15 protein-coding genes are annotated in these 20783 nt (G+C 66.7%); 13 read left to right on the top strand and 2 right to left on the bottom strand.

Going from position 1 to position 20783, the window contains the following annotated elements; translation table 11 throughout:
* Positions 1-7: 7 nt before the first annotated feature.
* A complete protein-coding gene (locus ACOZJV_RS07565) occupies positions 8-847 on the bottom strand; it encodes an NAD-dependent protein deacetylase (RefSeq protein ID WP_201130457.1) in 840 nt (279 codons plus the stop codon).
* A 130-nt stretch (positions 848-977) separates the two neighbouring features.
* Positions 978-1943: a helix-turn-helix domain-containing protein gene (locus ACOZJV_RS07560; RefSeq protein WP_178102989.1), complete on the bottom strand. Its 966-nt coding sequence runs from the start codon at positions 1941-1943 to the stop codon at positions 978-980.
* Positions 1944-2103: 160 nt separating this feature from the next.
* On the opposite strand from ACOZJV_RS07560, the gene ACOZJV_RS07555 reads away from it, so the two are divergent.
* The 13 genes from ACOZJV_RS07555 (at position 2104) to ACOZJV_RS07495 (ending at position 20779) form a co-directional block, all read left to right on the top strand.
* Positions 2104-4095, top strand: coding sequence for a TonB-dependent receptor (locus tag ACOZJV_RS07555; protein ID WP_421547247.1), 1992 nt, complete (start codon positions 2104-2106; stop codon positions 4093-4095).
* Positions 4096-4105: 10 nt separating this feature from the next.
* The gene (locus ACOZJV_RS07550; protein WP_201130460.1) at positions 4106-5146 is read left to right on the top strand and encodes a methyltransferase; all 1041 of its coding nucleotides are present in this window, start codon (positions 4106-4108) and stop codon (positions 5144-5146) included.
* The gene (locus ACOZJV_RS07545; protein WP_201130461.1) at positions 5143-6414 is read left to right on the top strand and encodes an MFS transporter; all 1272 of its coding nucleotides are present in this window, start codon (positions 5143-5145) and stop codon (positions 6412-6414) included. The genes ACOZJV_RS07550 and ACOZJV_RS07545 overlap by 4 nt, the downstream gene beginning before the upstream one ends.
* Before the next feature lie 205 nt (positions 6415-6619).
* Entirely contained in the window at positions 6620-9034 is a 2415-nt protein-coding gene (locus tag ACOZJV_RS07540) for a decarboxylase (protein WP_078472662.1), read from the top strand.
* 23 nt (positions 9035-9057) lie between these two features.
* Positions 9058-11568: an aminotransferase class III-fold pyridoxal phosphate-dependent enzyme gene (locus ACOZJV_RS07535; RefSeq protein ID WP_421547246.1), complete on the top strand. Its 2511-nt coding sequence runs from the start codon at positions 9058-9060 to the stop codon at positions 11566-11568.
* A 176-nt stretch (positions 11569-11744) separates the two neighbouring features.
* Positions 11745-12917, top strand: coding sequence for a molybdopterin-synthase adenylyltransferase MoeB (gene moeB / locus ACOZJV_RS07530; protein ID WP_421547245.1), 1173 nt, complete (start codon positions 11745-11747; stop codon positions 12915-12917).
* Positions 12918-12936: 19 nt separating this feature from the next.
* On the top strand, positions 12937-13344 hold the full coding sequence (locus ACOZJV_RS07525; RefSeq protein WP_421547244.1) for a Mov34/MPN/PAD-1 family protein: 408 nt from the start codon (positions 12937-12939) through the stop codon (positions 13342-13344).
* Between the two features lie 73 nt (positions 13345-13417).
* Positions 13418-13690: a MoaD family protein gene (locus ACOZJV_RS07520; RefSeq protein WP_078472658.1), complete on the top strand. Its 273-nt coding sequence runs from the start codon at positions 13418-13420 to the stop codon at positions 13688-13690.
* Positions 13691-13775: 85 nt separating this feature from the next.
* On the top strand, positions 13776-15626 hold the full coding sequence (locus tag ACOZJV_RS07515; protein ID WP_421547243.1) for a CoA transferase: 1851 nt from the start codon (positions 13776-13778) through the stop codon (positions 15624-15626).
* Complete coding sequence (locus ACOZJV_RS07510) at positions 15623-17272, top strand: class I adenylate-forming enzyme family protein (RefSeq protein ID WP_020296669.1); 1650 nt, start codon at positions 15623-15625, stop codon at positions 17270-17272. Before ACOZJV_RS07515 ends, ACOZJV_RS07510 begins: the two co-directional genes overlap by 4 nt.
* The gene (locus tag ACOZJV_RS07505; protein ID WP_421547242.1) at positions 17266-18486 is read left to right on the top strand and encodes an acyl-CoA dehydrogenase family protein; all 1221 of its coding nucleotides are present in this window, start codon (positions 17266-17268) and stop codon (positions 18484-18486) included. Before ACOZJV_RS07510 ends, ACOZJV_RS07505 begins: the two co-directional genes overlap by 7 nt.
* Positions 18483-19700, top strand: coding sequence for an MFS transporter (locus tag ACOZJV_RS07500; RefSeq protein WP_421547241.1), 1218 nt, complete (start codon positions 18483-18485; stop codon positions 19698-19700). The genes ACOZJV_RS07505 and ACOZJV_RS07500 overlap by 4 nt, the downstream gene beginning before the upstream one ends.
* Complete coding sequence (locus ACOZJV_RS07495; RefSeq protein WP_421547240.1) at positions 19697-20779, top strand: glucuronyl hydrolase; 1083 nt, start codon at positions 19697-19699, stop codon at positions 20777-20779. The genes ACOZJV_RS07500 and ACOZJV_RS07495 overlap by 4 nt, the downstream gene beginning before the upstream one ends.
* Positions 20780-20783 lie beyond the last annotated feature (4 nt).

Raw genomic sequence — 20783 nt, 5'->3', positions numbered from 1 at the left:
CAGGCACTCACGCCAGGCGCTCCACCAGCAGCGGCAGCAACACCTCGCAAGGGGTGGCGATCTTCATCTGCAACAGCTCGTCGGCACGGGTCCTGCCGAAGTTGATGGCGATCAGCGGCTTGTGCTGCTCGACGATATTCAGGCACAGGCGATACGCCGAGTAGGCCATCAGCGACGACCCCACCACCAGCAACCCCGCGCTCTGTTGCACTGCCTGCATGGCCTGAGCGGCGGTGGCCGGGGCGACGTTTTCGCCAAAGAACACCACATCCGGCTTCAGCCGTTCGCCGGCGCAATGGGGGCATTGCGGCACCTGGAAGCGCGACTCGAAGGCCGGGTCGAGCAGGGTGTCGCCATCCGGCGCCTGGATGGCATCGACTCCGGCCAGGTAGGGGTTCTGCTGCTCCATCACCTCCTGGATCAGCTGGCGCTCGCTGGTTTGCCCGCAGTCCAGGCACCGCACCCGGTGCAGGCTGCCATGCAGTTCGATGGCCTGGGGGCTGCCGGCCTGGTGGTGCAGGCTGTCGACGTTCTGGGTGATCAGCCCGGCGATCTGCCCACGCTCCTGAAGGGTGGCCAGGGCCGAGTGGGCGGCGTTCGGCCGGGCCTGGCGCACCCGTGGCCAGCCGAGCATGGCGCGGGCCCAGTAGCGGCGGCGGGCTTCGGCCCGGGCGAGGAATTCCTGGTACATCATCGGCTGGCGTCCACGGCGCACACCGTCGTTGTCGCGGTAGTCGGGAATGCCCGAGGGGGTGCTGATGCCAGCACCGGTGAGCACCACAAAGGGTTGCCCGGCCATCACCCGGGCCAGGGAGTCGAGGGCGTTGCGAGTTTGGCTGTCGATCATGCTGGAGGCCCGGGTACGGAGGCGCGCTGAGCGGTACCCAGGAATAAACGCAAACGCGGCGCCAGGCCAGTTTTTTATGCAGCGGCGGCTGATTGCCCTGGCGTTCCAGGCGCCTGCCGCGCCGTTGCGCTCAGCGGCGCTTGCCGAACACCGACTTGGGCGGCTTGCCGAAGAATCGGGTAAAGGCCGCGCTGAAGTTGTTGGGGAACTTGTAGCCCACCTGATACGCCGCCTGCGCCACCTGGCAGCCGCTTTCCAGCAGGGTGTAGGCCTTGCGCATGCGCAGCTCATGGAGCATGCGATGGGGGGTGGAATTGAAACGGTGGTGCAGGCCTTCCTTGAGCTTGAACTCGTTGAGCCCGACCGCGGCACACAGGTAGGGAATGGTCAGCGGCTGGTCCATCTGCTCGATCATGATCTCGCGCACCCGTTCCAGCTTCTCGATATCGGCGGCGGCAAATTGCAGGTTTTCCGACGTGCTCGGTGGGCTCAGCAGTTTGAGCTGTTCGGACAGCAGGCTGAGGGTGTGGATGTGCAGCTCCAGGGTGTCGCTTGCCCCCTGGTTGAGGTAGCGCGTCAGGGCCGTGGCGTGGCAGATGCTGGTGGCCGAGGTCTTGGCGAAGCCCAGCTGGCGCACGTTGCCGTTACCCAGCAATTGCCGGGTGCGCTGCTCGCCAAGGTACTTGCACAGGGTGTGTTCACCGATCAACAGGCGCAGTTGCGAAACCGTGGCCCCTGCCTCGTAGCAGCGCTCGCCGAGGCTCGACTGGAACGAGGTGATGGTGGTGTGACCGGCGCGGAACACCACGGCTGATCCGTCGGCGCCCTTGTAGCCGGAGTCGCCCTGGATGCCGTAGGTGATCACCAGCATGTGGCGGTTGTGCGGGCTTACGGTTTCTTCGATCAGGTTGCGGGTGGGGCGGTAGCGCGAACGCACCACCATCAGGTCGTCCTCCAGGGAGAAACGTTCGGAATAGCACTCGCCCAGTTCGTGGGGCAACTGATGGCGCATCCAGCCGCAGGCATCGTTGCTGACCAGCCGCGAGTGCGTTGACGCGACTCGATACGACTGGGAAATCCTTTGTAAGGCCGCCACTTTTGCTGTCCTCCCTTGAGTTGGCTCCGGCTCGCATATGGATTGATCCAGAATCCATACGAACACACATGATAAGCATTCGCATTAATGAATAGCATGTTTCCACGGCAACTGCTATCGCCAGGACGAAGCGGGCGCTGATTCATTGATGGGGAGCACGATGAGCAAGCATGTGTTGAAAGCCGGCGGTTATACGCTGTGGGTCGGCTGCTGGCTGGGTGGGGTCGCCAGTGTGGCGGCACAGACCGAGCTGGCGCCGGTTCGGGTCACCGCAAACAAGATCGAACAGACCCAGGAACAGGTTCCGGCCAGCCTCTCGGTGCTCAACGCCGAAGACTTGCGCAAGGGCGGCATCGACGACCTGGAGCGCCTGGCTCGTGTGACCCCGGGATTCACCTTTCAGCCTTTCGGCCAGTCCGGCACCAACCTGCCGGTGGTGCGCGGCCTGACCTCCAGCCCCACGGCGTTTTCCTCATCGATGCTGATGCTGGTCGATGGTGTGCCGACCCTGATGGGCCAGGGCTTCGACCACAACCTGCTGGGGGTGGAGCAGGTAGAAATCCTGCGCGGCCCGCAGTCCACCCTTTATGGGCGCAACGCCGAGGCCGGGGTGCTGAGTATCCGCACCCGCCAGCCCGGCGCCGAACCCTACGCGCGGATCGAAGCCGGCACCGGCAGCCGCGACCAGCGCACCCTGAGCGCCGACGCCAGCACCGCGCTGGTGCCCGATACCTTGTACGCCGGGGTGTCCGGGCAATGGCTGGAACAGGACGGTTTTATCGACGACGGTTACCGGGGCGGCCAGGCCGATGACCGCGAGCGCCACAGTGCACGCATGGTGCTGCGCTGGACCCCGAGCCTGAACACCGACGTCAACCTGCGCTACAGCCGCCAGGACTATCGCGACGGCGCTTCATTATGGGGCGCGGTCAATGCCTCGCGGCGCGAGGTGCGTTCCGGCACCCCGAGCTGGAACCACTCCAGCGGACGCAGCCTGTCCCTGGACGTGCTGCATGAGTTCGACTCAGGGCTCAAGCTGCGCTCGATCACTGCGCGCAACGACTTCTACGACCGGGTCCAGCAAGACACCGACTTCATGCCGGCCGACCTGTTTCACCTGCGTCGCGACTACCACATGAACACCCTGTCCCAGGAGTTCCGCCTGGAAGGCCAGTGGCGTGACAGCCAGTGGCTGTTGGGGGCCTACGCCGATCGCGATGACCACGACCTGTCGTACCAGCAGAAACTGCCCCTGCGCCTGACCCGGACCGATGTGCAACTGGGGGGCAATACCACGGCGTTGTTCGGCCAGTGGGTGATGCCCCTGGCCGAGCGCTGGACCCTGACCCTGGGTGCCCGTGCCGAGCAGGACAAGGTGCATATCGACCCGGCCATCGGCAGCCGTCAGAGCGATCAATGGCAACGCCTGACCCCCAAGGCGGCGCTGCAATACGAATGGCAGCCTGATGCCTACCTCTATGGCAGCTACTCCGAGGGTTTTCGCGCCGGCGGCTTCAACGCGTTTTCCAGTGCTGCCAACTACCCGGGCTATGACCCGGAAAAGGTCAAGACCTACGAGGTCGGCGCCAAGGGCTGGATGGACGACAAGCGCCTGCGCTACTCGGCGGCGCTGTACTGGATGGACGTGCGCGACATGCAGGTGCAGCAAATGATCCAGCCGGGGGTGGTGTACATCACCAACGCCGCCTCGGCGCGCTCCACCGGCCTGGACCTGGAAGCCGAATACCTGCTCGCCGACAACTGGCGGCTGGTCAGCGCCGTGGGCCTGAACCGCACCCGCTTCCAGAGCTTTCGCGAGGGCAGCAACGACTACCAGGGCAATCGCAACCCCTACGCCCCGGACCTGACCGGCCACCTCAGCCTGCGCTACGACGCGCCCCAGGGCTGGTGGGCCCAGGGCGGCGTGAGCGCCGTGGGCAAGACCTACCTCGACTCGGCCAACCAATACAGCCGTGGCGGCTACGGCCTGATCGACCTCAACGCCGGGTACGACTTCAGCCACTACGGCATCAGCGCCTATGTAAAAAACGCCGCCGACAAGCGTTACGACGCGGTCGGCTATTTGAACGGCACCGCGCGGGTCTACAGCCCGCCCCGGGAAATCGGCCTGCGTGTGAGCTATGAACTGTGAGCTGCGAATTATGAATGGCGTCAACCTGGCAACCCCGCACCCGCTGCAACCTTATTGGGACCTGACATTGGCCGCCGTGCGCGCCGATGCCCTGCGCATCGCCCTGGAGTGGAAGCTGTTCAACCTGCTGCACCTACCGGCCTCTGCGCAGTCGATCGCCCGCCAGCTGCAACTGGACCCGGCCAACACCGGTTACTGGCTCGACACTCTGTGGAGCATGGAACTGCTGAACCGCGATGACAGCCAGCCGCCGCAGTACCACAACACCTCGGTGGCCAGCGATTACCTGCGGCCCGAGGCGCCGGACTACTGCGGCGATGCCTGGAGCTTTCGCCTGCGCGGGTTGCGGCATTTTGCCGGGCAGCTTGGGGATCAGGTCCGGGCCGGCCGTCCCAGTGGCCAGGCGCCGGACGTGGCGACCACCATCGACAACTGGACCAGCGCCGCCCGCCTGCAGATCGCCCAGGAGCAGCGCGCGGTCACCGTCGACCTGGCGTTGCGCCTGATGGCGCAGATTCCGGAGTTCCCCGGGGCCCGGCGCATGCTCGACCTGGGCGGTGGCCCGGGGCTGGTGGCGATAGCCCTGGCCCGCGACAACCCGCTGCTGTGTGGCGAGGTGTTCGACTTTGCCCAGACCGTCAGCGTGGCCGCCGACAACATTCGCCTGGCCGGCCTGGAGCAGCGGCTGACGGTGCGTGGCGGCGACCTGGCGAGCGACCCGATCGGCGAGGGCTACGACCTGATCTGGTGTTCCTCGGTGCTGCATTTCGTGCCGGACCTGGCGGCCACCCTGAAAAAAATCCACGCCGCCTTGCGCCCCGGCGGGGTGCTGGTCAGTGCCCATGCCGAGATCCCCGAGGACCCGCAACAGGCGCGTCGGGTCATGCCTTACTACCTGTCGATGCAGATGCTCGGGCGCCAACTGACCCCCGCCGGCGGTCTGGTTGAAGCCCTGGAACAGGCCGGCTTCGAGGCCATCGACAGTCATGCCGAAGTGGCGTTTGCCGTGGCCCCGGTGGCGGTCCAGGTGGCGCGCCGGAGTCCGTCATGAGCCCGCTGTCGACTGCTCGCGCTTGGCGCCTGCAACTGATGTTCGGCTGGCTCAACTTCGTGCTCGCGGTGCCCAGCATCTACCTGCTGCTGGGGCTGCCGCTGGTGATGCGCGAGCACGGCTGGTCGGGCACCGATATCGGCCTGTTCCAGCTGGCCGGTCTGCCGGCGGTGTTCAAGTTCCTGCTGGCGCTGCCCGTGCAGCGCTATCGCTCGGTGCGCGGCCACTACCGGGCCTGGGCCTGGGTGTTGTGCCTGTTGCTGGCGCTGTTGCTGGTGGTGGTCAGCCAGCAGGCGATCAATACCCATCGCCTGTACCTGTTCGGCCTGGCGTTCGTGGCCGGGGTCCTGGCGACCTGGGCCGATATTCCGGTGAACGCCCTGGCAATCAAGTTGCTGCCCCAGGCGCAGCAGATCCGTGCCGGTGGCATCCGTTCGGCGGCGCTGTTCCTGGGGGCCATTGTCGGCGCCGGGGTGATGCTGCTGGTGCAGAACCGCTGGGGATGGCAGGCGCCGTTCCTGTTGATGGCCGGCGGTCTGCTGCTGGCGCTGCTGCCCCTGGGCCTGCTGCGCGAAAGCGCCAGCGACGCCGATCAGCCGCAGCCGGTGCGGCCCTCGCTGACGGACTGGTCGGGTTACTTCAGCCAGCCGGGGGCCCGGCTCTGGACCTGGGTCCTGCTCAGCAGCTTTCCCTTTGTCGGCGCCGCCTGGCTGTACCTCAAGCCGCTGCTGCTCGACCAGGGCATGCCGGTGCAGCAGGTGGCGTGGGTCGCCGGGATCGGCGGCGGCGTGGTCGGGGCCCTGGCCAGCCTGCTGGGCGGGCGCCTGGTGCGGCGCCTGGGCCCGGGCCGGGCGATCCCCTGGTTCATGGTCTTCGCCCTGGGCGCGTTGCTGGTCCTGACCGCCGCGCTTGGTCTCCAGGCCTCGTTGCCGTGGCTAGTGTTCGCCGCGTTTTTGCTGGCCTGCGCCATGGGCGCAGTGTCGACCCTGGTCTTCGGCTTGATGATGTTTTTCTCGCGTCAGAACCGCCAGGCCGCCGACTACGGCCTGCAGGCCAGCCTGTTTGTGCTGACCCGGCTGCTGGTGCCGATCGGTGCCGGGGTCTTGCTCGACCGCAGCGGCGCGCTGGGCATGCTCGCCGGCCTGTCGCTGGCGATGGTCGGCGTATGCGGCCTGGCACTGGCCGCACGGCATTCGATTACCCAGGCCACGGCCGGGGTGTATGGGCAACCCGACAAGGCAGTCGGCGCCCCACCGGGTTCCGGCTGACGGGGCTTGAGCCACCCCCGTCAGCCACTCGGAACCTGTTGACGATTTAGCGAGTGACGCTCAGGCAAGGCAAAAATGGCTGAGGAAGCGGAGTTTAGGCCGCTAAATGAGCATTTTCGAAGCCATTTTCAACGCCGCATGAGCTAAGCGCAGCAACTCGTGGACAGGTTCTCAAGCGTAAGTTCGACTTAATAGGGATGAGTCCATGAAGGCTACTTTAGGTATCTGTCTGATTACCCAGGCTCAGCCTCTGATCGAAGACGTGGCATTTGTCATCGAGCAGTTGCAGGCCGGCTTGCAGCCACCGGCCAACGCCGCGGATTGGCCGCTGGCCAGTGCCGATTGCGAAGCCATGCACCGTGCCCTCGGGCCCCGTCCCCACAGTGAGGCGGTGCTGGAAACCCTGATGGTCCAGGCCCGGCGCTATCTGCAAGGCAACCCGGCGAACAGCGCGGCCTTGCCCGATCTGTGGCTGCTGACCTTCGACTCGCCACGGGCGGCACAAGAGCACTTGCGTTGCCAGAATCCGCCGCTGTCCAACGAGCTGTTCATTCTCGACCTCGGGCACCAGGCCGAGGCCGGTGCCGAGGACCCCTTCGACGAGCTGATCGAAGCCGCGCCCGAATCGCGCCTGTCACCCCATTCGGCGCTGTTGTATTGCGCCTTGCCGGCGCTGCCGGGGTGGATGAACCGCATTGGCGGCAACCGTCATCTGCGGGTGGCGGGGGAGGACCGTGCAGCGCGCCGCGCCGACCTGCTGCGGATCGTCCTCGATCACCTGGAGCACGCCCACTTCAACCGGCTGCTGGCGCGCTCCATCAGCGGCCCCTTGCTCTCGGTCAGCCTGGCCACTGAGGTCACGCGCTTTATGCGCAGCCGCTGGCAGGAGCGCTGGGACTTTCATTCCTACACCGGCTCCATGGTCGCCGGGCTGATCCAGTCGATGCAGGACAACGTCGCCGGCAGCGGCATCCGTTGCCTGGGCGGGTGCAACGAACACAGCCTGGCCGTGAGTGCCATGGCCGGCTGGCAGCTGTTTGGCCGGGCCTATGTGATCACCGTGACCTCGGGGATGATCGACGAGTTTCGCGGCACCCTGGCCAACCTCAAGCGCCTGGGCGCGCCGGGGCTGATCATCTGCGCCGACAGCCCGGACAGCGTGTGGTACGCGTTCCAGGGTACCCAGGACGTGGACAACGACGGGCGGCGGGTGATCGAGGCGCGGGGCTTGCGCCAGGTGTTTATCCGCAAGGTCGAGGAGATCGGCGCCCGCCTGGAAGAAGCCTTCGCCATGCTCGCCGAGCGGGCCGAGCCGGTGTTTATCCTGGCCACCCAGGGCGTGCTCGAATCGCGGCCCCAGGTGCCGTTGGATGTGCGCCTGCCGGAGCCCGCGGCGCCCTTGGCCCGGGTTCTCGAGCCTGGCCAGCGTGCGGCCCTGGACCAGGCCCTGGACCTGATCAACCACCAGCCGCTGCACCTGCTCTGGCAGTGCGGCAAGCTCAGCGCCGAACAACGCCTGCGCGTGCATGCCCTGGCCGAACGCGGCGCCATCGGCCTGGCCGACAGCATCACCCAGCCCGGCAGCATCGGCCCCTATCACCAGGGCCGGCCGGTGGCCGAGTACCTGGGGCCGCTGTCGCTGTATGGCTTCAGTCGCCGGGTGTATCGCTTCGTGCACACCGAGCACGAACTCAACGGGCCCCAGGAGCACTGCGTGTTTTTCCTCAAGGGCAAGGTCGACCAGGCCTCCACGCCGTTTTCCGAGGGCAAGCTCAAGCGCCAGTTGCGGGTGGTCCAGGTCAACCATGAGCCGCGTCACCTGTCGCCGTTCACCGACCTGGCCCTGGATGTGCCGTTGGATGTGTTCCTCGACCATATCGAGGGCGGCCTGCAGGTCGAGCCACAGATTCTCCAGCTGCGCCGCGACAAGTTGCAGGCCATGGCCCGCAGCAGCGAGAGCGTGGCGGCCGACCACATCGAAACCCTGCCGATGACCTCCAACTACTTCTTCCAGCGCCTGGGGCAACTGGTGCGCGAGCTGATCGAGCAGCAGGGCTATCGCTACACCGGGGTCTACGACGTCGGCCGTTGCGGGATCTCCGCGGTACGCAACGTGCCGCGCACCGACCCCGGGTTCTCCGGCTGGTATGGCCGCGCGCTGATGGGCGACGGGTTGATGGCCTTGCCCTATATCGCCATCACCGGCGAGCGCAATGTGCTGGCCTTTGTCGGTGACGGCGCCCGGGCCCTGGTGCCGGACATCGAGACGCGCCTGGCCGAAGGCCTGTCTCGGGACCCGACGGCCAGCGCACGCAACGTCAGCCTGTTCTACCTCACCAACGGCATGCTCTCGCTGATCCAGACCTACCTCGACAAGCGCTATGCCCACAACGGCGCGCAGCAAGTGACCATCACCCACCGCGCGCTCCAGGCCGCGCCGCTGCAGCAGGTTGGTGCCATCAGCGTGCACCGCGAGCGCCTGGTGCGTTTCGACGAAGCAGCCCTGCGCAGCGCCCTGACGCGCCCCGGCCAATTGAATATTTTCGACGTGTTGCTGGCCCATAACTCGGAAGGCGACGGCTTGAGCCTGGTCTCCGAAACCGCCTGGAACCGTCAATGAGTCAGCACCAAGGACAACCCACCATGAAATTCGGTTTTATCGCTCACCCGACCTCCATTGCCCTGCAACGCCAGGTCAAGATCATTGATCTGCTGGACCGCACCCTGGCCGAGCAGGATCGCGGCTATCAGCCTCACCTGTGGCAGCCGCGCAACCTGGTGCCGTTCGCCGATTTCGGGCGCATCGTCAGTGCCACCGGCGCCACCTGCGAAGGTATCCTGCATTACCTGCCACTGACCGCCGAGCAGATGCTCAGCCAGCCGCGCACCATTGCCGGCCGGGTGCTCGAAGGCGTGCACAGCCTGCAACAGCAGGGCGCGCAACTGGTGGGCCTGGGGGGCTTTACCGCGATTGTCGGCAACCGTGGCTTGCAGACCCTGGACCGCAGCGGCGTGGCGGTGACCACCGGCAACTCCCTGACCGCCTATGCCGCCTACAAGAACGTGCTGGAGGCCATGGCGCGCCTGGAAGTGGCGCCGGACGAGGCTGAGGTGGCGGTGGTCGGTTACCCGGGTTCGATTGCCCTGGTGATCGCCAAGCTCCTGGCCCGCGACGGCTGCCGTCTGCGCCTGGTGCACCGGGGCAGCGCCGAGCAGGGACGTGAAAGCCTGGCCTACCTGCCGGCAGAAATGCACGGCCAGGTGCGCCTGACCTCGGACATCGACAGCTGCTACGACGAGCTGCGTTTCTACGTCGCCGCCACCTCCAGCGGCGGGGTCATCGACCCGTACCGCCTGGCCCCGGGCTCGGTGGTGGTGGACGCCGCGCTGCCCCGCGATGTGCTGCCGTACCGGCACGACCGCAAGGACATCCTGATCATCGACGGTGGCCTGGTGTCGGCCAGTGAAGCCCTGCGTTTCGGCACCGAGACCCTGGGCCTGGCACCCAAGAAGTTCCTCAACGGCTGCCTGGCGGAAACCCTGGTGCTGGCCCTGGAGGGCCGAGCCGAAGCGTTCTCCATTGGCCGCGAACTGCCCGAGGAGCGGGTCCTGGAAATCGGCCGCATCGCCGAGCTGCATGGTTTTTCGCCGTCGCCCATGGCCTCCTATGGCGAGCGCCTGCGCGAGGAAGACTTCCAGGCCCTGCGCCGTTTCCATCGCCGCAGCGTGGCGGCCACCCCCATCGATCAGCCGGCGGCCCTGCGCGCCGAAGCCCTGCGTTGCTTTGGCGAGCACATCAACCCGGTGCTGCGCGAGTTCTACCAGTTCAACCATATCGAGCGCGTGTTCACCCATGGCAGCGGTTGCTGGCTGACTGATCTGGACGGCGGACGCTACCTGGATTTCGTCGCCGGCTACGGCTGCCTGAACACCGGGCACAACCACCCCCGGGTCAACCAGGCGTTGCAGGACTACCTGCAACAGCAGCACCCGACCTTCGTCCAGTACGTCTCGGTGCCGCTGCAGACCAGCCTCCTGGCACAGCGCCTGAGCGAATTGGCGCCGGGCAATCTGGAGCGGGTGTTCTTCAGCAACTCCGGCACCGAGGCGATCGAGGCCGCATTGAAATTGGCCATGGCCGCGATGCAACGGCCGCGGGTGCTGTACTGCGATAACGGTTACCACGGCAAGACCCTGGGCGCGCTGTCGGTGACCGGTCGCGACAAGCACCGCGACCCGTTCAAGCCGCTGCTGTCGCGCTGCGATTCGATCCCCTTCGGCGACCTCGATGCACTGGAAGCCGCCTTGGGCCAGGGCGATGTCGGGGCCTTTATCCTGGAGCCGATCCAGGGCGAGGGCGGGGTGATCCTGCCGCCGCCAGGCTACCTGAAGCAGGTGCGTGCGCTGTGCGATGCCCACGATTGCCTGATGATTCTCGACGAGATCCAGACCGGCCTCGGCCGCACCGGCAAGCTGTTCGCCTGTGAGTGGGAACAGGTGGTGCCGGACATCATGGTGCTCTCCAAATCCTTGTCCGGCGGCGCCGTGCCCATTGGCGCCACGCTGTCCAGCGCCCAGCTCTGGGACCGCGCCTACGGCAGCATCGACACCTTTGCCTTGCACACCTCGACCTTCGGCGGCGGCAACTTCGCCTCGGCCTCGGCCCTGGTCACCCTGGATGTGATCGCCGACCAGGACCTGGCCGGCAATGCCGCCCGGGTCGGCGGCCAGCTCAAGGAGGCCCTGCGCGAGGCGGTCAGCGGCTACCCGTTTATCCGCGAGGTGCGCGGCGTGGGGCTGATGATCGCCATCGAGTTCCAATACAGCTTCGACGGTGGGGTCGAGGCCTTTGTCCGCGAGTTCGCCAGCCGTATCCCGGGCAACGCGGCGGGCACCTACCGCATGCTCTCGGGCAAGGCCAAGCGGCATATCGAGGAAGCCATCAGCGAGGTCGAGAAGAACTTCGAGGAGATGTTCGTGCTGCGCTTTGTCAGCAAGCTGTCCCGCGAGCATGGGGTGCTGACCTTCGTCACCGCCAACAACAACCGGGTGATGCGCATCCAGCCGCCGCTGGTGCTCAACGACGCCGAGGCGCGGCATTTTGTCGAAGCCTTCAGTGCCGTGTGCAAGGACATGTCGACCTTTCTCGCCTGATTAATCGCGCAGGCGGCCGGCCCGCGGAAGAGGGCCGGGCACCGGCCGGAAAGTTGCGCCCGATGTTCGATTGAATACGAATTCGTCCCCTTCGAATATGAAAAACGCCGGTGGTTGAATTGCTTAATCCAAGTTGCTAGTTGAGAATCGATTGCATTCATAAACAGGTATTACTTATGAAACTTCCTGCACTTGTAGAACCTACAGCGAACTTAAGTAACGAAGAAATAACCCGTTATAGCCGCCACTTGCTGATCCCTGATGTCGGCCTTGATGGCCAGCGTCGGCTCAAGAGCAGCAAAGTGCTAGTGATTGGTGCCGGCGGCCTGGGTTCGCCGGCGCTGTTGTACCTGGCCGCGGCCGGTATCGGCACCCTGGGCATCATCGATTTCGACCGGGTGGACGAGTCCAACCTGCAACGCCAGGTGATCCACCGGGTGGCCACGGTTGGCCAGCTCAAGGTCGACAGTGCGGCCGCCGCGATCCACGATCTCAACCCCCATGTCCAGGTCCAGGTCTACGACCAGCGCCTGGAGCCGGAAAGCGCGGTCGAGCTGTTCAGCCAGTACGACCTGATCCTCGACGGCACCGACAACTTCGCCACCCGCTACCTGGTCAACGACGCCTGCGTCCTGGCCAATCGGCCCTATGTCTGGGGCTCGATCTTCCGCTTCGAAGGCCAGGCCTCGGTGTTCTGGGAAAACGCCCCGGGCGGCGTCGGCCTCAACTACCGCGACCTGTATCCCGAGCCGCCACCGCCGGAACTCGCGCCTTCGTGCTCCGAAGGCGGGGTGCTGGGGATTCTCTGCGCCTCCATCGGCGCGATCATGGCCACCGAGGCGATCAAGCTGATCACCGGCATTGGCGAGAGCCTGCTGGGCCGCCTGATGGTCTACGACGCCCTGGAAATGTCTTACCGGCAAATGCCCCTGCGACGCTTGCCCAACCGCCGGCCTATCGAGGCCCTGAGCGACTACCAGGCCTTTTGCGGCCTGACCGCGCCGGTCGGCGTGCAGCCTTCGGACATCCCTTCGATCAGCGCCCGCGAACTGCACCAACTGCGCGAAAGCGGCCAGGACGTGCTGTTGATCGATGTGCGTGAACGCACCGAGTGGGACATCGTGCGGATCCAGGGCGCCCAGCATCTGCCCAAGGGCCCCAAGCTCGCCGAGCTGATCGAGACCCGCTTCGGCAAGCACGCCAACCTGGTGCTGCACTGCAAGTCCGGGATGCGCTCCAAGGCGGTGTTGCTGGAATTGCAGCAGCGTGGGTTCAGCAACGTGCGCAACCTGGACGGCGGGGTGCTGGCCTGGGTGCGTGATGTCGAGCCATCGTTGCCGTCCTACTGAGTCGGACTGGGGAGCCGAGATGTTGAGTCTTCGTGCCGGTCTGCTGGAGGCCATGCTGGAGCAGGCGCGGCGAGATCACCCCCTGGAAACCTGCGGCATCATCGCCGCGCCGCTGGGGGAGAAAACCGCCGAACGCCTGATCGCCATGGACAACGCCTCGCGTTCGCCGACCTTCTTCAGCTTCGACCCGAAGCAGCAGCTGCGGGTCTGGCGCGAGTTGGATGAGCGCGACGAGGAATGTCGGGTGATCTACCACTCGCACACCGCCAGCGTGGCGTATCCGAGTGCCGACGATGTGCGTTACGCCGGCGACCCGAGCGTGCACTACGTGATTATTTCAACCCTGGCGGACACTGAAGCGCCGATCCGCAGTTTTCGAATAATCGATAACAAAGTGACTGAAGAAAGTATTTATATCGTTCGCTAAATCCACGACTGGCCAACTTTAACTAACGATCAACTTATTAATAACGGGCTGTATAAAGCTCGGGGAGTTCTGTATGTCGATTTCCGTCAACGTGCCCACTTTGTTGCGCACTTTTACCCACGATAAAAAGCGTGTCGAAGTTCAAGGCACTACTGTTCTGGAAGTTATCGAACACTTGGAGCGCGACTATCCAGGGGTCAAGGAACGCCTGATCGGCGATGGCCAGGTGCACCGTTTCGTCAACATCTACGTCAACGACGATGACATCCGTTTTGCCGACAACCTGGCCACCGCGCTCAAGCCGGGCGACGCCATCACCATCCTCCCGGCCGTGGCCGGCGGCTGAGGTACGCCGAACCCTCCGGGCCTGCGCGGCATACCTCACCCGAGGCCATCGCGCAGTGGCATGCAATCACTCTGGCGTCTGTCTTATGTCTCCTCTCTTACAGGGCTGCACCCTCAGCGGCGGCTTTGCTCCATCGGCCACCGGGTTCGCCCCGCTGGCAGCGTCACTGCGCTATCAAGCGACGGCGCTGGGCCTTGCGCCACACATCACCCATGCCGATCCGGCGCAGCAGGGGTTGGGTTTCACCTTGCGCCATCCTGACCTGCAACCGGTGCAGGCCCTGGTTCACGCCTGGCCTGATGGCCGCTCCCAGGCGTTCAGTGAACATACGCTGCAGGCCGCCTGCGGCTTGATGTCAGTGCACGGTCGGGCCAGTGGCAAGGCCCAGGGGCTGGGGCTGGACTATGTGGCCAACCTCAGCGCCAGCCTGGCCTTGCAAGGTGCCTTCGCCGCCGCCCTGGGCCAGTTGCGCGGTGGTGAGTGGCGTGAGGTGCACAGCTCGATGGCGGCGGCCGGGGTGCTGGGCATCGGCCAATACCTGGCGGGTGCCACGGCCGGCGCCGAGGCCGAGCACCTGCTGCCGGGCGCCACCTGCGCCAAGAATCGCCCGCCCTTTGTCTCGGCCGACGGCCTGCACTTCGAACTGGAAACCCTCGACGCCGAACCCTGGCGCCGCTTCTGGTCCGCCGTGGGCATCGACGGCGAGCTGGCGGGGCAGGGCTGGAAGGCTTTTCTGCTGCGCTATGCCAAGGCCATCGCGCCCATGCCGCCGGCGTTTCGCCAGGCGCTGTCGCGCTTGTCGATGGCCCGCATCGAGGCCTTGTGCGCCTTGAGCGGCATGGCCGTATGCCCGTTGCGCAGCCTGCAACAGCGCGCCACCGATACCGATCTGTCACGCCAGCGCAGCCAGGGCCCCTGGTCCTTCAGCGCCGGCCTTGGCAGTGACGCCGGCTGGCCGGCCCTGGCCCAGGGCGGCTTGCCCTTGAGCGGGCTGACGGTGATCGAATCCTGCCGTCGGATTCAAGGCCCGCTGGCCGGCCACTTGCTGGCCATGCTCGGGGCCGAGGTGGTGCGCATCGAACTGCCTGGCGGCGACCCGTTGCGCTCCATGGCGCCCTGTGTCGATGGGGTATCGGTGCGCTTTGATGCGCTCAACCGCCTCAAGCAGGTGCGCGAGCTGGACATCAAGTCGGCGGCCGGCCGTGAAGAGTTGTTTGAGCGGGTCCGCAACGCCGCGGTGTTCCTGCACAACTGGGCGCCGGGCAAGGCCGCCGAGCTGGGCCTGGACCGCGCCGACCTGGCGCGGATCAATCCGGGCCTGGTGTACGCCTATGCCGGTGGCTGGGGCCATGACCGTCCGGGCGAACCCTTGCCGGGCACCGACTTCATGGTCCAGGCCTGGTCGGGTGTAGGCGAGTGCATCGGCCAGGCCTCGGCCACCCCGGGCGGTTCGCTGTTCACCGTACTCGATGTGCTGGGTGGCGTGGTCGCGGCCCAGGGCGTCACCGCCGCCTTGCTCCAGCGTGCCCTCAGTGGCCAGGCGGTGCGTGTCGATAGCTCGCTGCTGGGCGCCGCCAACCTGTTGTGCGAACCGCTGTTGCAGGCCGAACCGGCGCCGGACTCAGTGCTCAAGGGCCTGTACCCGACCCTGGACGGGCTGCTGGCCATCGACTGCCAGACCCCGGAGCAGCTCCAGCGCCTGGCACGAATGCTCGACTGCGACCTCAGCGCCGGCCCGCCAGGGCAGGACGCAGCGTTGCGCAGTGCCCTGGCGTCGCAATCCGCTGCTACCTGGCAACAGGTGCTGGGCGACGCCGACATCCCGACCTCCGTGGTCGTACAAGACCTGTCGCAGCTGGCTGAAGACGGGCGATTGAAGACGTGTTTAAGCGTGAATTCCTATACCTCGGTCAACGCTCACTGGAGTTTTCGATGAATAACGCAGGCATTATTGATCTGGTCCCCGCCGATGTACGCCGTGTCTGGGAATCCGACGGCACCTACCCCAATCGTTCGGTGTATCAACTGTTCCGCGAGCACGCCCTGCGCGAGCCGCACAAACCCGCAGTGCTCTGCGCCGAAGGCACCCTCAGCTATGGCGAGCTGCATGACGCGGCGCTGCGCATGGCCGCCAGCCTGCGCGCCTCGGGCATCGTCGCCGGTGATGTGGTGGCCTACCAACTGACCAACAGCTGGCGCAGTTGCGCCATCGACCTCGCCGCCGCTGCCCTGGGGGCGGTGGTCGCGCCATTCCCGCCGGGCCGTGGCAGCCTGGATATCCAGGCCCTGGTGCGCCGCTGCGATGCGCGGGCGGTGATCGTCCCCGCCGAGTACGCCGGGATCGACCTGTGCCAGGTGATCGAAGCGCTGCGCCCGACCCTGTTGTCGCTGCGGGTGCTGATTGTCGAGGGCGAGGCCCGTGCCGGCTGGCTGAGCCTGGAGTCGATGCTCAAGGCCGAGCCCCTGAGCGACGCGCAATTGCCGACGGTCTGTGCCAATTCCCCGGTGCGCCTGCTGGTGTCGTCCGGCACCGAGTCGGAACCCAAGCTCGTGGCTTATTCGCACAACGCGCTGGTGGGCGGTCGCGGCCGTTTCCTGCAACGCATCCACCCCGAGGGTGCGACTTTCCGTGGCCTGTACCTGGTGCCGCTGGGATCGTCGTTCGGCTCCACCGCGACCTTTGGCAGCCTGTCCTGGCTCGGCGGTTCGATTGCGCTGCTGTCGCAGTTCGATGTCGGCGCGGCCATCGAGGCCATCGAGCAGTTGCGGCCGACCCATATCCTCGGGGTGCCGACCATGCTCCAGCGCATCGCCGCCGATGCGCGCCTGGCCGAGGTCGACAAGTCGAGCCTGCTGGGCCTGATCTGCGGCGGGTCGCTGATCGACGAGGTCACCGTGCGCCGTTGTGTCGAGGCCTTCGGCTGCGGCTTTATCAGCCTCTACGGCTCGGCGGACGGGGTGAACTGCCATAACACCCTGGACGATGCCCTGGACGTGGTGTTCTACAGCGTCGGCCGGCCTAACCCGGCGGTCTGCGCGATCAAGATCTTCGACGAACACGGCCAGGAACTGCCCCAGGGCAGCATTGGCGAAATCAAGGCCCGGGGGCCGCTGAGCCCGATGCAGTACGTCAACGCCCCGGAACTCGACGCCCAATACCGGGACGCCGAAGGCTGGGTCAACACCGGCGACCTGGGCTACATCGACGCCGATGGCTACCTGATTCTGTCCGGGCGCAAGAAGGACATCATCATCCGTGGCGGGGCCAATATCAGCCCGGTGCAGATCGAAACCCTGGCCACCGGCCACCCGGATGTGGTCAGCGTGGCCTGCGTCCCGGTGCCCGATCCGGACTTGGGCCAGCGCGTGTGCATCTGCGTGACCCTGCGCGACGGTGCGCCGCGTTTCTCCCTGACGGAGCTGACCGACTACCTGCGCGAGCAGGGGCTGGAGGTCAACAAACTGCCGGAATACCTGCGCTTCTACCGTCAACTGCCGCTGACCCCGGCGGGCAAGATCGACAAGAAATCCCTGGCCGCCGAAGTGGCGTTTCTCGAAAGCGGGGCGGGCATCGCATGTTGAGTGCACTGGCGGTCGCCGCCCCCCAGGACAGCGCCGAACTGGCGCGGCAGGTCCGGCAGTTTGTCGATGAGCGGATCCTGCCCCATGAAGCCGAACTGGCCGGTGAGCCGCGCCAGGCGGCGCGGCGCATGGCCGAGCTGAGCGCCGCGGCCCGGGCCGCGGGGTTGTGGGGCAGCTTCTACCCCCAGGCCCTGGGCGGACGGGTCAGCAGCCTGCGCAGCTACCTGGCGGTGGCCGAGCAGGAAGGGCGCTCGGAATACGCTCCGGCGATCTTCGGTGACGACGCGACCCTGGACCTGCACATGCTCACCCGGCATGCCAGCGAAGACATCCGCCGGCGCTTTCTCGCGCCCCTGGCGGCGGGGTCGATGGTGTCCAGCTACGGCATGTCCGAGCCCGACAGCATTGGTTCGATCCCGGCGACCATGAGCAGCCGCGCGCAGTGGGTCGATGGCCATTGGCTGCTGAGCGGGCGCAAGTGGTTTATCTGCCGCGCCGAGCGTGCAGCGCTGGTCACGGTGATCGCCCGCACTGCCGAGGGGCCGCTGGAAGGGGCATTGTCGATGTTGCTGGTGCCCAGCGATGCCCCGGGGTTTGGCGTGGTGCGGCCGCTGTCGATCCTCGGGCGGTTTTGCGGCCAGGGCGAGTTGCTCTTCGATCAGGTCAAGCTGCCCCCCAGCCATGTGCTGGGGCAGGCGGGGCAGGGCCTGGCGCTGATGCAGGAGCGCTTGCGCCTGGGGCGGGTGCTGCGCTCAGTGCACTGGCTGGGCCTGGCCCAGCGCTGCTTCGACCTGATGTGCGCGCGCATCCATTCGCCGCGCGGCGAGCAGGCGCGGCTGGGGGACAAGCAACTGGCGCGGCAGCGGGTGTTCCAGGTCTACCAGGCCATCGCCAGCGCCCGTGCGCTGTTGCAGGACGCCGCCGATAAATACGATGCCGGGGTGGCCAACAGCGTCGAAGTCAATATCGCCAAGGTCGCGGCTTCCCAGGCCCTGAGCATGGCGGCCGACTCGGCGATCCAGATCATGGGCGCCGAGGGCCTGAGTGAGCTGTCGCCGCTGTCGGGCATTTATCGCACTGCGCGCACCACCCATATCCTCGACGGCACCGACGATGCCCTGATCAGCGCCGTGGGCCGGCAACTGCTGGACAATTGCGGCGAGGCGGGGCTGGATTTCGACTGGCCATCACGGCCGGTGGGAGTCCCACGATGAGCGAGGGCAATACGGCGCGCGGCGGTGGGTTGCGGCTGGTACTGACCGCCGCCATGGCCCTGCCGATGCTGATCTTCTACGCCGTCGGCACCCTGGGCCCGTTGCTGGTGGCCGACCTCGGCGTGCCGACCCACTGGCTCGGCTGGTTGATCATGAGTGCCTTTGGTTTTGCCGCGCTGCTGTCGCTGTGGGCCGGGCCGCTGGTCAATCGCCTGGGTACCCGGCGTGCCCTGGCCTGGCTGTTCTGGGCCACGGCGGGTGCGTATGCGTTGCTGGCGAGCCTGCCGGGGTTTGCCGGGGTGGTCCTGGCGCTGGCGGTCTGCGGCATTGCCCAGGCCCTGGCCAACCCGGCGACCAACCTGTTGATCGCCGAGCGTGTCGCCCCCCGGGACAAGGCCTCGGTGGTCGGCCTGAAGCAATCCGGGGTCCAGGTTTCGGCGCTGTTCGCCGGCCTGCTGCTACCGGGCCTGGCCTTGGGCCTGGGCTGGCGCGGGGCCCTGGCCACCATGCTGGTGCCGGCCTTGCTCCTGGCGGTCCTGGGGCCGCGCGTGGCCCCGCGCGCGCACCAGGCCAAGCCCATGAGCCTGGCCCTGCACCGGCCCAATGGACGCCTGGCGCTGCTGATGAGCGTGCAGCTGTGCGTGGGCATCGTGCTGTCGTCGTTCGTGACCTTTCTCGGGGTGTTCGCCACCCGCCAAGGCATGAGCCCGGGCCTGATCGGCGGCTTGATCGCCGGCTTCGGGGTGATGGGCATCGTCGCCCGCACCTGCCTGACCCCGCTGGGCGCGCGCATGGCCGATGAGTCCTGGTTATTGCTCGCGCTGTTGCTGCTGTCGGGGGTGGCGTTGTGGCTGACCTCCCTGGCCACCCCGGAGCGCCACTGGTTGCTGTGGGCCGGCGCCCTGGGCATGGGCCTGACGGCGGTGGCGACCAATGCCATCGCCATGAGCATGGTGTTGCGCGACCCGGGTTTCGGCAGCCCGGCACCGGCGGCAGGCATGCTCTCGGTGGGCTTCTTTGGCGGTTTCGCCCTGGGCCCGGTGTTGTTCGGGCAACTGTTGCGCGGGTCCCTGGGCTTCGCCGATGCCTGGCTGGCGCTGATTGGGGTGCTGCTGCTCGGAGGCGTACTGAGCCTGCTGCTGTACCGCGCTCGGCAACGCCATCGGCGTGCACCGGTAGTGGCGGCCAAGCCGCTGCTGAGGGCTGTCGAATGAACGCCTTGAGCCGCACCCAGGCGCCGCTGCAATCGGCGGAAGTGCAGCGCGCCATCGACCAGTTGCTGGCGCGCCTGGAGCTGATCGACGCCGCCTGTGGCGAGGGCTTCCCGTTGTATTGCCGGGGCCTCGACCAGCCCTGGAAAGTCTCCGCCGGCGGTTCCTGGCTGGGCGGTTTCTGGGCCGGCCTGTGGTGGCTGCGCGCCTATTGCCGCGCCGCGGACCAGGATCGGCAACAGGCCGAGCAGATCAGCCAGCGCCTGGCCGACAAGCTCGACAGCGACACCCATCACCGCAGCCTGATTTTCTGGTACGGCGCCGGACTTGGCGCGAGCCTGCTGGGCAGCGAGCCCGCTGCCGAGCTGGCACGCCAGGCGAGCCAGCGTTTGGCCCAGGCCTTCAATCCGTTGCTGGGGGCCATTCCCCTGGGGCGCGACATGGGCGGTGGCGAACAGGGTGATCAGAGTCTGAGTATCGACCCGTTGGCCGCGACCCTGCACCTGTTTGCCATGGACGCCGAGCCACGCTCCCTGGGCCTGGGGCGCCAGCAACTGCACAGTTCGTTTCGGGCCTGTGCCGGGCCGGACGGTGCCTGGAGCAGCCATGGGCGCTTCGTCCAGGGGCAGTGGCAGGCTGGTGATGCGCCCGGCAATTGGTCCCGGGGCCAGGCCTGGGCCATGCTCGGCCTGGGGGTGGGGGCCGAGCTTTACGGCGCGCCATTCACTGCCGATGCCCAGCGCGCGGCCGCGTACTGGTTGCGCAGCCGGGCGTTGGCCGGGCCGGTCAATCGGTTGTATGAACCCCAGGGTGCGGATGATCCCTGCGCGGCGGCCATGGCCTCCCTGGCCCTGCTCGGGCTGGCGGCCACGGCGGCCGATGGCGAGGCCATGCGCCTGCAAGCCGAGGCGCAACTGGCGGCGATCATTCGTGGGGGCGACTTTCAGCAGGGCTGCTTTGTCGGTCACTGCTACCGCACGGCGCCGGCCGTGGAGCAGAAGGTCGAAACCGCCTGTGGCAGTTTTTTCCTGCTGGCGGCGCTGCTGGCCTGGTCCGGGAAAATCGACCCCAGGTGGATCTGACATA

Source organism: Pseudomonas sp. QD4 (assembly GCF_049199125.1).
Classification (GTDB): Bacteria; Pseudomonadota; Gammaproteobacteria; order Pseudomonadales; family Pseudomonadaceae; genus Aquipseudomonas.
This window is presented reverse-complemented; position numbering and strand designations above follow the sequence as displayed.

Excerpts from the sequence above, each read along its gene's own strand:
- ACOZJV_RS07565 (WP_201130457.1), bottom strand. The coding sequence starts at position 847 with ATGATCGACAGCCAAACTCGCAACGCCCTCGACTCCCTGGCCCGGGTG.
- ACOZJV_RS07555 (WP_421547247.1), top strand. The coding sequence starts at position 2,104 with ATGAGCAAGCATGTGTTGAAAGCCGGCGGTTATACGCTGTGGGTCGGC.
- ACOZJV_RS07550 (WP_201130460.1), top strand. The coding sequence starts at position 4,106 with ATGAATGGCGTCAACCTGGCAACCCCGCACCCGCTGCAACCTTATTGG.
- ACOZJV_RS07545 (WP_201130461.1), top strand. The coding sequence starts at position 5,143 with ATGAGCCCGCTGTCGACTGCTCGCGCTTGGCGCCTGCAACTGATGTTC.
- ACOZJV_RS07540 (WP_078472662.1), top strand. The coding sequence starts at position 6,620 with ATGAAGGCTACTTTAGGTATCTGTCTGATTACCCAGGCTCAGCCTCTG.
- ACOZJV_RS07535 (WP_421547246.1), top strand. The coding sequence starts at position 9,058 with ATGAAATTCGGTTTTATCGCTCACCCGACCTCCATTGCCCTGCAACGC.
- moeB (WP_421547245.1), top strand. The coding sequence starts at position 11,745 with ATGAAACTTCCTGCACTTGTAGAACCTACAGCGAACTTAAGTAACGAA.
- ACOZJV_RS07525 (WP_421547244.1), top strand. The coding sequence starts at position 12,937 with ATGTTGAGTCTTCGTGCCGGTCTGCTGGAGGCCATGCTGGAGCAGGCG.
- ACOZJV_RS07520 (WP_078472658.1), top strand. The coding sequence starts at position 13,418 with ATGTCGATTTCCGTCAACGTGCCCACTTTGTTGCGCACTTTTACCCAC.
- ACOZJV_RS07515 (WP_421547243.1), top strand. The coding sequence starts at position 13,776 with ATGTCTCCTCTCTTACAGGGCTGCACCCTCAGCGGCGGCTTTGCTCCA.
- ACOZJV_RS07510 (WP_020296669.1), top strand. The coding sequence starts at position 15,623 with ATGAATAACGCAGGCATTATTGATCTGGTCCCCGCCGATGTACGCCGT.
- ACOZJV_RS07505 (WP_421547242.1), top strand. The coding sequence starts at position 17,266 with ATGTTGAGTGCACTGGCGGTCGCCGCCCCCCAGGACAGCGCCGAACTG.
- ACOZJV_RS07500 (WP_421547241.1), top strand. The coding sequence starts at position 18,483 with ATGAGCGAGGGCAATACGGCGCGCGGCGGTGGGTTGCGGCTGGTACTG.
- ACOZJV_RS07495 (WP_421547240.1), top strand. The coding sequence starts at position 19,697 with ATGAACGCCTTGAGCCGCACCCAGGCGCCGCTGCAATCGGCGGAAGTG.